We start from the raw sequence: 9,952 nt of genomic DNA, 5'->3' as shown, positions 1-9,952 counted from the left end.
GATGATTTGCTTTCTTTTTTAAGGTGTGAAGTCTAAATACTTTAGCGATGAAACTTGTATGTTCTAATTATAGATCAGAACAAAATCGCTGACGCGACTTAATTACGTCCCAAGTGAGTGCTAATCACTTGGGACGTCTTTCGCTTCTATCATAGTGCCATTGCAGTGGGGACAATGTAACTCAACTTCTCCCCTATTGTTTTTATCCACACTAAATTCACCTATGATATACTCAGGGACTTCATCGGTTCCATTACAATCCAAACATTTAAATAAGGTAATCTTCATCTCCTCATTTAAATCAAAGGGATCATCTTCATCCAACCAATCAGGTATTACTTCTTTTGATTTATCCTGCTCTTTTTGGTTTGACAATTCCGTACCTCCTCCTTCTTTCCAATTCTACTTCTTCCATATAGTGATAGATCCAACCATAATCAGCATGCCATATTCCGACAAGGTCCATCTGCCGATGACAATGCGGACATTCAAAAGGGTCCTTTTCAAAGGATTCCATCATACGTTGACGATAAGTTTTCTTCTTACGTTTCGTCTCTAAAAGTAACGAAATCTGTTTGGTTCTCATGAATGCGTGTAAACTTAATATTTGTTGTGCTTTACGGTGAGATCTTCTACTATACAATCCATATCTACCTACCATTCGAAAATGCTTCGGTGGAATATGTTGTAGTATCTCAAACAAGAATCTATAGGCAGTAACCTTTTTATCCACTCGTTTTTTCGTTTTATGATCTTCATACCAATAATGAACCATTTTCCCATCATAATCTTCAATGCGATACTCAGCAATAGCTGGTCGTGCTAAATATCTGCCAACATATTTTGCCACACTCTTTGCGTTAGTCATTTTCTTTTCTGCATTTACATAGAAACCTTCAGGGTATCTTTGGTATAAACCATCAATAAGTTCTGACACTTTTCGGTTGGTAGGAAACCACTTTTTCAATAAATCTAGCACTACCTTCTGCCATGATTTTCTCAAATAATCATAAGGAATATATCCGTTATTCACCCATTCCTTTTGATTATCTAACGCACCTTCTGTAACCAATGCGTGTATATGTGGATTAAACTTTAGATCTCTTCCAAATGTATGAATAACGGTAATGACCCCTGAACGAAATTCTCTTTTTTTACTTCTCTTCTTATTGTGATATTGGAAAACCTCAGCTACCTGTTTACTTAATTCATTTAACTTTTTTCGGTCATTATAAAATACATTTCTTAATTCTTGAGGAATAGTAAAAACCATATGACGGTGCGTAACATTAAATATCATTTCCTGTTGTTTGTCCGACCAGTCATCGGTATACTTTTTTCCACACCGATGACACAATCTACTTTTACAAGTAAAACAAACAAATTTAGGTAAAGGATTCCCTTCACAGCCTAGACATTCATATCGGGCATAGCCTAAGTCACGAGTCCCACAACGAATGGTCTTTTCTACGGTTTCCTTAATATGACTGCGATAAGACTCAGGAAAACGATCCGAATGAAATTCCCAGAAACCTGTGAAATGATCTTTTAGAATTTCTTTAATCACTCCAGTACCTTTTCTCATTTTTCTACTCCTCAAGTTTGATAATTAAATTTTATCACAGAAGTTATCCACAACTAAAAAATTTTATAATTTCCTAAACAACGAAAAAACTAGGAATAGCTTGGGGACAACTCCAACCTATCCTTTATCAAAAAGTGGAAAATCGAATGAATATCTAATTTTATTTTAAAATAAAAACCCCTAAATTATCTTCACATCTATAAAAGAAAACCCTATTATATCAAGGGTTTTCTTTATTTCAAACCATAATTTCAAAAGATACATTTATGCCAAATACAAAAATACTTAATAAAAAATTTGATAAAATACCTGTTTATTTCTCTTTCTTATATAGCAACACAATAATAAGAAAAAGGAGAATGAATATGGCAAGTTATAATCTTTCTTATGATTTTACAGCTACATTGGTGGGGCAGGGTAGGACGTTTAACGATAAGGGTAACGGCCAGACAATTAAGTTGACGCTGAATTCGAAAGCTAACAATGCAGGCGGTCGATCAGATGAATTCGTCGTTCAATTGCAGGCGCAAGTTCAGCGTATGTGGTTTACAGTAAAAACAGCTGCATTTCCAAGGAACGGCAAGAAAACTGTAGAGTTTAAAGATCTGGCTGGCACTGCTTACCGGCTACGATTTGAGAAATCGACGGATGATGTCCGAGTAACCGGTACTGGGGTTATGAGTAACTAGAGGAACATTTCATAAAATTATCGGCTTATCTTATACAAAGATAAGCCGGTATTCTCAATGAACACGTTTGATCAAAGAAATAAAAGAAATCTAACTATTTGTTTGATTATGCAGGGTTATATATCTCTTTTGTACTACAAGGGGGTGGAAAAGAAATGAATGACGTAACCGTGTATACGCAAGTGGGTTGTGGATATTGCGACCAGATGAAGGATTTTCTAAGACAGAACCAAATTGACTATACCGAGAAAGAAGTCTCCAACCGAGAGTATTTCGATGAGTTGCTCAAGCTGAAAGGTCAAGGGGTTCCATTTACTTTGATTCACAATAAGCCGTACGCAGGCTTTAACGAAAGAGTAAAGACTGCTCTAATGAGTATTAATTCTTAAAATTAACTAAAAAAATAATAGAGGTGATTGGTATGAGTAACGTTTCTCGTTTTATTCCAAGTTATGAAAGCTGAACAAGGTACCGTAACAGAAACGAATAAGCTCTTGGACTTTGGTGACAAAGCCCAAGTAATTTTAAAACAATATGAAGCGAAGTTAGAAGATCAAACAGATACAGCAGAAGTAGTACAAGTTTGGATGCAAAACGATGATAATGTTGTCGTTAAGGAATATGTAAATGGAGAACTTAATTTAGAACAAACCGCAGAGGCAGTACAAAATGTCTATATTGATTACGTGAAGGTTCCAGAAGTAGCCGAAGAACATGAAGAAATCTTAGCAACAATTATGTACGACCCGACCACCTGTATTTCAACTGGTTCTTGTTGTATGTTTGAAGGGCAGCGTTATGAGCATTGTGGGCAATCGTGTGGTAAATATAATAATGCTGGCGGGGGAACAGCAATCAATGCGATTGACCGTTGTTGTGCAGTACATGACACGGAGCTCCAAGGCCCAAATCCCAAACCAAGATGTACTGCTCATAAAAACTTGATTAATTGTATGTCAGGATTAAAAGGGCCTGGTGATACTACAATCCGTACTGGAATCCGTCTTGATGCTCTTGCACATGGCTGCGGGTTTATTTAATAAACAATTTCGCGTAGGAATGGCATAACAACCCCCATGACAAACAAAGCGATGGCGATGTAAAGGATGGTTCCGCCTATTGGTAAAATCCATTTTTGCTTCTTATATTGGAACCAGTAATTAACTGCCCACATGACGAGCAGAAAACCAAAAAGACCGAATTTAAATATGTCAGAGATGGGGTCTTGGACTGGGGGGCTAATATTTACCACAGAGAAAAACGCGAAAATACCGATAGCTCCCAATAGGATTAAATTGACAACATGTACGACAATATTATAAATATTATAATTGTTTTTCAATAAATCTCCACCTCCGGTGGTTTAGAAGTGTAATCCCTAACAATATACTATAAATACCTTTTATGAACAACAGAAAATTGCACTAGAGAAATAGTAGGATTTTTCGAATAAGCAGTTGCATATAGGGGAACCACAGGAAAACACAGTCAATTTGGCTGTGTTTTTTTACATCGAATTTTTCTTAGCGTTATTTTCCGCCTTTTGTTGGTAGGACCCCGTATACTCTAGGTGATTTTAGTGTTTATAAATAAATAAAAACTTTAATATTATTGACAAACAGTAACAAGCCAAGATCAATATTGTAAGCATTCCATATAACGGCAGTGGTAAACCGAAGAAATATCCAATAAAGTAGATAAAAATCATCCCTACAACACAAGTTATTAAGGAGTAATAGCCAGCTTTATATGTGTGCAACTTTGCTCTTTCATCAAATTCAACAGTTTTTTCCTTTAAATTTCCGTTCTTTTTTACCTTGATAATTTCATTTAGTAAGTTTCCAAGGGATACCACGGATAGAATAAGTAAAAACATATCGTTGGTATCCGATTTTGTTGCAACATTATACAATAAGAGTCCCACAAACATAATGGCTATAATGGCTAAAATAATGATTCGAGATAATCCTTTCATTTCACACTTCCTCCATCCAGAATAATTTATCAATATCAGTCTTTAATTCTTTGGCTAATGCTAAAGCAATGGATATTGAAGGCTCATATTTCATTTTTTCGATAGATAAAATTGTTAACCTAGATACTCCAACACTTTTAGCCAACTCTTCCTGGGTTAAATCAAGTTTTCTCCTTATTTCCCTTACATTATTTAGAACCTTTTTCTTCATATTAATCAACACCCCATGTATAGTTTACTATACATAATGTATGGCGTAAATAACATTTTCTAATAGCAATTTTTTACAAAAATAACCCCGACAAAATATAATAATTTGTTTTTTGTCGGGGTTATTTTAATAATTCATCAAAGAACTAATACTCTAATTAACTAAGAGCATTTAGCTGAACACCAACCAACAGAAAAGGCGCAAGCATAACAGCCTAAACATCCAATAATAGAAGCACAAGCACAACAAGAGCTTAAGCATGCACCACCAAGAATTGCACACGTTGGAACACTAGTACATCCTAGACAATTTAAAAGACAATTAATAAATGAAATGACACATGTGTCACCTTGGGCAGTCACAACTGTATTATTTTCTGCATAAGAGATATGATCTCCTTGAATAAATAATGATTTATTTTCCTTGTCGTTATATGCTAAATTTCCAACTTGACCATTGTTACCATAAACAGGTAATAGATAAGTTAGTACTGTTTCCTCTTTCTCATGCTCACTTGTGCGGATAGTCTCTTTATACACTGAAACTTCTCTCTTGTTTACCGAAAATCCTAATCTATTTACATATTGGAGTAATTGATTAAAGTCTTTTTTATTTATAGCGTTAATTTCAAAGTCCTTAAACTCTGTTTTATCTTCTAGTAAGACACTAATCTTTGATGCCCAAAACTTATCATTATAGACGTAAATTAATTCGCCATCTTTTCCTTCCGTTTGAATGGTAGATTTCAAAAGAGTAGCTATCCCGTCTTCTTGTATACCCATAGCATCTAAATCATATTCAAAGGCAGAGGGTTCTTCTGTATCGCTCATTTGTTTTGTAAATGTTTGAGTGTGAGGTAAAATACCATTCTTCTGTATCTCGTTGAAAATCCGATTTAACTCTGCCTTGCCAAGTGTCAATGGGGTTAATACATCATCGGCTGTAATATCATTAGCCATTTTACATTTCCTCCTTGATATAAATTTTTATTAAATAGGCTATACAGCAATTTCCTAGCTATTATTCTTTTGGGTATCCTCACAGAATTCTTTAATTTCTTTAGATGTTTTAGCAGCCTTTTTCACTAATTCCTCTAAAAATTCCCTTTCCTCCTTTGAGGATGTTTTATCGAGACACTTTGTATAAAATGCTTGTGATCTCCTTGCTTCACAAAAACATTTGAGCAAACTTTTAGAGAACAAACTTAATCACCCCCTTTATTTCATAGCTCAATATTGAACAAACTCTTTCTAATAAATAATTGTCTATCTTAGAAGAGAACATCGACTCTTCGATAGACATTAATAAAATCATATTAAGATCTGGAAAATTCGGAAGGGTACTTGTCCCAAAAACGGCCGGAATTGTATGTTTGAACCAAACTAAATTTCTATTGCAAGATTATTTTCTGAAAACGAATTTCAACAATTACTCACGACAACTAAAAGGCCCAATATTCCCCAAACGTATAGAATCTCGTCTTTTTTATTAAAGTAATGATATGTGAATTAACCATGTAACAGATGCTGCCAGTCTCAAAAACGAATGTTTTTGAGAGGATTTATATATAAAAATTTACGCCCTGAAAATCTAGCAAAACGAGTCTCATAACTTATCTTAAAATCAAAATCTCAATATATCTATTTTTATTGACTTATGAGAAAATAATAGTGAATTTATTGTTTGGGGTGATGTAATGTTAGTTGGATATGCACGAGTTTCTACTCAAGATCAAAACCTTGATCTACAGAAGGATGCTTTACTAAAAATTGGTTGTGAACGCATTTTTACGGACATTGCCAGTGGCGCAAAATCTTCGAGAACTGGATTGGATGATGCTCTTGATTTTTTAAGAGAGGGCGACACACTAATTGTTTGGAGACTAGATAGACTGGGACGATCATTAAAACATTTGATAGAAGTAGTTAATTCCTTAAATGAAAAAGGTATCAGTTTTCGGAGTTTACAAGAGAGCATTGATACCTCAACAAGTGGAGGAAAACTTATTTTTCATGTTTTTGGTGCACTTGCCGAATTTGAACGTGAAATTATCCGAGAAAGAACACAAGCTGGATTATCTGCAGCTCGTTCACGAGGCCGGCTCGGAGGCCGACCAAAATCTATGGACAATAAAAAAGTATTGCTAGCAAAATCATTAATGGAAAACCCAAGCTATTCAATACCGGATATTTGTGAAATGCTTTCAGTTTCAAGAGCCACGCTATACCGATATGTAAAGGCATAAAAAATAAAGGAAGGGATTCGTATGTCCTTAAGAGGTCGAGAGCTACTTACAGCTGATCAACGGGAAGAATTCGTTAAAATTCCTGTAGATATTAGTGAACATGAATTGGGCGCATTTTATACCCTTTCTCAATTCGATCACGAGATTATTAAACGCCATAGAAGAGATCATAATCGGTTAGGATTTGCTGTTCAATTATGTGTACTCCGTTATCCAGGTTGGTCCCTAACGGATGTTGAACCAATTCCAAAGGGTGTTTTACAATATATAGCCAGACAAATTAATGCCGATCCAAATGCTTTTGATTTGTATTCGCAAAGAATACCAACAAAATATGAACATTTAGAAGAAATCAAACAGGTATATGGTTACAAAAGTTTTTCTTTATCTGAATATCGCAAGGCGGCAAAAGTACTTTTACAAACTGCCTTAAAAAGTGGAAATATCATGTACCTTCTTACAACTCTAAAAGATGAATTGTGTAAACAAAAAATTATTCTTCCCAGTATTGCAACGATGGAAAGGCTTGTCTGGGAAACAAGAAAACGTGCTGAAGAAAAGGTATTTAATACTTTAACCAGCTCCTTATCGGAATGGCAAAAACAAAAATTAAAGGAACTTATTACTTCGTCTATTAAAAATAAGAGGACCCCACTTGCATGGCTCAGGGAAATTCCGGGTCAATCATCACCAGATGCCTTTTTGAAGGTTATAGCCAGGTTAAAATATATTAGGGAAATTGGACTCGAAATTAATACAGATAAAATCCATTCCAACCGTTTGTTGCAGCTAGCACGAGTAGGATCCAGATATGATTCAAATGCTTTGAATAAGTTTACAAATGAAAATAAAAAATATGCGATTATTGTTGCTTATCTTCTTACCCTTAGTCAGGATTTAATTGATCAAGCGATTGAAATTCATGATCGTCAAATGATGATTTTACAATCTAAAGGACGAAAGCAACAAGAAGAGTTCCAAAAAGAAAATGGAAAATCATTAAATGAGAAGGTTGTCCATTTCGCAGATATTGGTGCAGCCTTAATTAAGGCAAAGAATGAAGGATTAGATGCTTTTAAAGCTATAGAAAAAGTCATGCCGTGGGAGAAAATTGTTGAGTCTGTAGAAGAAGCTAAACTTTTGGCACGTCCAATGGATTATGACTATCTTGATTTACTACAAACTCGTTATTCGTATCTTCGTAAATATAGTCGTACACTTTTAAATGAATTAGAATTTGGATCAACACAGGCTGCAAAACCATTATTAAATGCTTTAAGCGCCCTTCAAAAATTAAATGAATCCGGAAAACGAAAGCTACCTGATGGTGCACCACTTGATTTTGTTCCAAAACGATGGCAAAACCATGTATATGATGAAGAAGGAAACATTAATCGACAGTATTACGAAATGGCAGCATTAACTGAATTAAAAAATCAAATTCGCTCGGGTGATGTCTGGGTTGTCGGTAGCCGATTACATAAAGATTTTGAAGAATATTTGGTTTCTCAAGAAGAATGGAACCTTTCTCGAACAAAGGGAACAAGACTAGCTGTAAGTTTGTGTGCTGAAGAGTATCTTGAGGAAAGAATAGAAGCATTGAATCGGAGACTTACATGGGTATCAAATAATCTAGACTCTTTGGAAGGTATAAATATAGAAAAGGCAAAACTTCGTGTGGAACGGCTAGAAAAAGATACACCTGAAGATGCACGTAACTTTAGTCTAACTTTATATAACATGCTTCCTCGAATTAAACTAACTGATTTATTAGTAGAAGTTGCAAACTGGACAGGATTTGATGAACAGTTTGTTCATGCTTCCACAAATCGGTCTCCCAAAGGGGAAGAAAAAGCTGTACTATTTGCAGCCTTAATGGCGATGGGGACAAATGTCGGACTGACTAAAATGGCAGATGCCACGCCTGATATTTCGTATTATCAAATGGCTAATGCTGCCCAATGGAGATTACACGAGGATGCAATGATCCGTGCGCAAGCTACATTAGTTAATTTTCAGCATCGACTCCCTTTAACTTCTTATTGGGGAACAGGTTCGGCATCTTCATCGGATGGTATGAGGGTTCAAGTTGGAGTGTCTTCTTTACACGCTGACTCCAATCCCCACTATGGTACGGGAAAAGGTACAACCATTTATCGATTTACAAGTGACCAGTTTTCATCTTTCTACACTAAAGTAATTAATACCAATGCACGAGATGCTGTGCATGTAATTGATGGGTTGCTGCACCATGAAACGGATCTAAACATAGAAGAGCATTACACGGATACAGCTGGCTATACTGATTTAGTCTTTGGATTAACACATCTACTAGGCTTTCGTTTTGCTCCGAGACTTCGTGACTTAGCCGATTCAAAGTTATTTACCATAAATCATCCAAATGATTTTCCGAATATAGCAAGTATTCTTCGAGGACGAATTAATATAAAAATTATTAAGGAAAATTACGACGATGTATTACGAGTAGCTCATTCTATTCGTGAAGGTAAAGTGTCTGGTTCGCTTATCATGGGGAAATTAGGATCCTACGCAAGGCAAAATAAATTAGCAACTGCATTACGGGAAATGGGAAGAATCGAAAAAACTATATTTATTTTGGACTACATTTCAAATAAAGCCTTACGTCGACGTGTTCAACGTGGATTGAATAAAGGAGAAGCCATGAATGGACTTGCTCGTGCGTTATTTTTTGGTAAACGTGGGGAGTTACGGGAACGAGGATTGCACGATCAACTTCAGCGCGCTAGTGCTTTAAATATTTTGATTAATGCGATTAGTGTATGGAATACAGTTTACTTAACAGAAGCTATTAAAGCCTTAAAGGAAAAAGAGTTGCATCATGAAGAATTAATTCAACATATTTCACCATTAGCATGGGAACATATTAATTTCTTAGGGGAGTACAAATTTAATCTAAAACAAACCACTGATTTACGGTCTCTTCGATAAGTATTTAAAGCCGATTTCTCTTAGCGTAAAGAAAATCGGCTTTTTTCATGTCGAAATGTGCTTAGCGTATATTTCCCGCGTTTTTCTGCCGGGACCCCATAATGGCATATAACCCCTCCCTTAATATGTTTCATTCGACAATAAGTAACCAAAATCCTGTACTAAATCCTATCCACTGATATAATCTATTTAGATTGACTAGGGAGGGTTAAAGTTGACTACATCTGAATTAATTCAATTATCAGCTACGATAGTTGGTATTATCACATCAATAACT

General features: G+C 35.4%; 11 protein-coding genes. 5 read left to right on the top strand and 6 right to left on the bottom strand.

Going from position 1 to position 9,952, the window contains the following annotated elements:
- Window positions 1–120: 120 nt before the first annotated feature.
- Window positions 121–375: a hypothetical protein gene (locus tag ACPYKA_RS14535; protein WP_479542953.1), complete on the bottom strand. Its 255-nt coding sequence runs from the start codon at window positions 373–375 to the stop codon at window positions 121–123.
- Entirely contained in the window at window positions 350–1,585 is a 1,236-nt protein-coding gene (locus tag ACPYKA_RS14530) for an IS91 family transposase (protein ID WP_479542952.1), read from the bottom strand. Before ACPYKA_RS14530 ends, ACPYKA_RS14535 begins: the two co-directional genes overlap by 26 nt.
- A gap of 365 nt (window positions 1,586–1,950) precedes the next feature.
- Here ACPYKA_RS14530 and ACPYKA_RS14525 point away from each other — a divergent pair, with 365 nt between their 5' ends.
- The 3 genes from ACPYKA_RS14525 to ACPYKA_RS14515 all read left to right on the top strand — a co-directional run bounded on the left by ACPYKA_RS14525 (window position 1,951) and on the right by ACPYKA_RS14515 (window position 3,314).
- Window positions 1,951–2,274 carry a hypothetical protein gene (locus ACPYKA_RS14525; RefSeq protein ID WP_479542951.1) on the top strand — a complete coding sequence of 108 codons (324 nt, stop codon included), beginning with the start codon at window positions 1,951–1,953 and terminating at the stop codon, window positions 2,272–2,274.
- A 155-nt stretch (window positions 2,275–2,429) separates the two neighbouring features.
- Complete coding sequence (locus ACPYKA_RS14520; protein WP_479542950.1) at window positions 2,430–2,663, top strand: glutaredoxin family protein; 234 nt, start codon at window positions 2,430–2,432, stop codon at window positions 2,661–2,663.
- A gap of 63 nt (window positions 2,664–2,726) precedes the next feature.
- A complete protein-coding gene (locus tag ACPYKA_RS14515) occupies window positions 2,727–3,314 on the top strand; it encodes a hypothetical protein (protein ID WP_479542949.1) in 588 nt (195 codons plus the stop codon).
- Here ACPYKA_RS14515 and ACPYKA_RS14510 read toward each other — a convergent pair.
- From ACPYKA_RS14510 to ACPYKA_RS14495, 4 genes are all read right to left on the bottom strand, one after another.
- On the bottom strand, window positions 3,311–3,616 hold the full coding sequence (locus tag ACPYKA_RS14510) for a hypothetical protein (RefSeq protein WP_479542948.1): 306 nt from the start codon (window positions 3,614–3,616) through the stop codon (window positions 3,311–3,313). The two genes, ACPYKA_RS14515 and ACPYKA_RS14510, sit on opposite strands and share 4 nt — an antisense overlap.
- Before the next feature lie 234 nt (window positions 3,617–3,850).
- Window positions 3,851–4,249: a DUF2178 domain-containing protein gene (locus ACPYKA_RS14505; protein ID WP_479542947.1), complete on the bottom strand. Its 399-nt coding sequence runs from the start codon at window positions 4,247–4,249 to the stop codon at window positions 3,851–3,853.
- A gap of 1 nt (window position 4,250) precedes the next feature.
- Window positions 4,251–4,460 carry a helix-turn-helix transcriptional regulator gene (locus ACPYKA_RS14500; protein ID WP_479542946.1) on the bottom strand — a complete coding sequence of 70 codons (210 nt, stop codon included), beginning with the start codon at window positions 4,458–4,460 and terminating at the stop codon, window positions 4,251–4,253.
- Between the two features lie 161 nt (window positions 4,461–4,621).
- Window positions 4,622–5,419, bottom strand: a complete 798-nt coding sequence (locus ACPYKA_RS14495) for a hypothetical protein (protein ID WP_479542945.1) — start codon at window positions 5,417–5,419, stop codon at window positions 4,622–4,624.
- Between the two features lie 737 nt (window positions 5,420–6,156).
- Between ACPYKA_RS14495 and ACPYKA_RS14490 the strand changes: the two genes are divergently transcribed.
- Both ACPYKA_RS14490 and ACPYKA_RS14485 read left to right on the top strand, forming a co-directional pair.
- Complete coding sequence (locus ACPYKA_RS14490) at window positions 6,157–6,705, top strand: recombinase family protein (RefSeq protein ID WP_479542944.1); 549 nt, start codon at window positions 6,157–6,159, stop codon at window positions 6,703–6,705.
- Window positions 6,706–6,726: 21 nt separating this feature from the next.
- A complete protein-coding gene (locus tag ACPYKA_RS14485; RefSeq protein WP_479542943.1) occupies window positions 6,727–9,675 on the top strand; it encodes a Tn3 family transposase in 2,949 nt (982 codons plus the stop codon).
- Window positions 9,676–9,952 lie beyond the last annotated feature (277 nt).

It is taken from the genome of Pseudogracilibacillus amylolyticus (SeqCode) (assembly GCF_051918545.1).
Lineage (GTDB): Bacteria > Bacillota > Bacilli > Bacillales > Amphibacillaceae > Pseudogracilibacillus.
This window is presented reverse-complemented; position numbering and strand designations above follow the sequence as displayed.

Excerpts from the sequence above, each read along its gene's own strand:
- ACPYKA_RS14530 (WP_479542952.1), bottom strand. The coding sequence starts at position 1,585 with ATGAGAAAAGGTACTGGAGTGATTAAAGAAATTCTAAAAGATCATTTC.
- ACPYKA_RS14525 (WP_479542951.1), top strand. The coding sequence starts at position 1,951 with ATGGCAAGTTATAATCTTTCTTATGATTTTACAGCTACATTGGTGGGG.
- ACPYKA_RS14520 (WP_479542950.1), top strand. The coding sequence starts at position 2,430 with ATGAATGACGTAACCGTGTATACGCAAGTGGGTTGTGGATATTGCGAC.
- ACPYKA_RS14515 (WP_479542949.1), top strand. The coding sequence starts at position 2,727 with ATGAAAGCTGAACAAGGTACCGTAACAGAAACGAATAAGCTCTTGGAC.
- ACPYKA_RS14505 (WP_479542947.1), bottom strand. The coding sequence starts at position 4,249 with ATGAAAGGATTATCTCGAATCATTATTTTAGCCATTATAGCCATTATG.
- ACPYKA_RS14500 (WP_479542946.1), bottom strand. The coding sequence starts at position 4,460 with ATGAAGAAAAAGGTTCTAAATAATGTAAGGGAAATAAGGAGAAAACTT.
- ACPYKA_RS14495 (WP_479542945.1), bottom strand. The coding sequence starts at position 5,419 with ATGGCTAATGATATTACAGCCGATGATGTATTAACCCCATTGACACTT.
- ACPYKA_RS14490 (WP_479542944.1), top strand. The coding sequence starts at position 6,157 with ATGTTAGTTGGATATGCACGAGTTTCTACTCAAGATCAAAACCTTGAT.
- ACPYKA_RS14485 (WP_479542943.1), top strand. The coding sequence starts at position 6,727 with ATGTCCTTAAGAGGTCGAGAGCTACTTACAGCTGATCAACGGGAAGAA.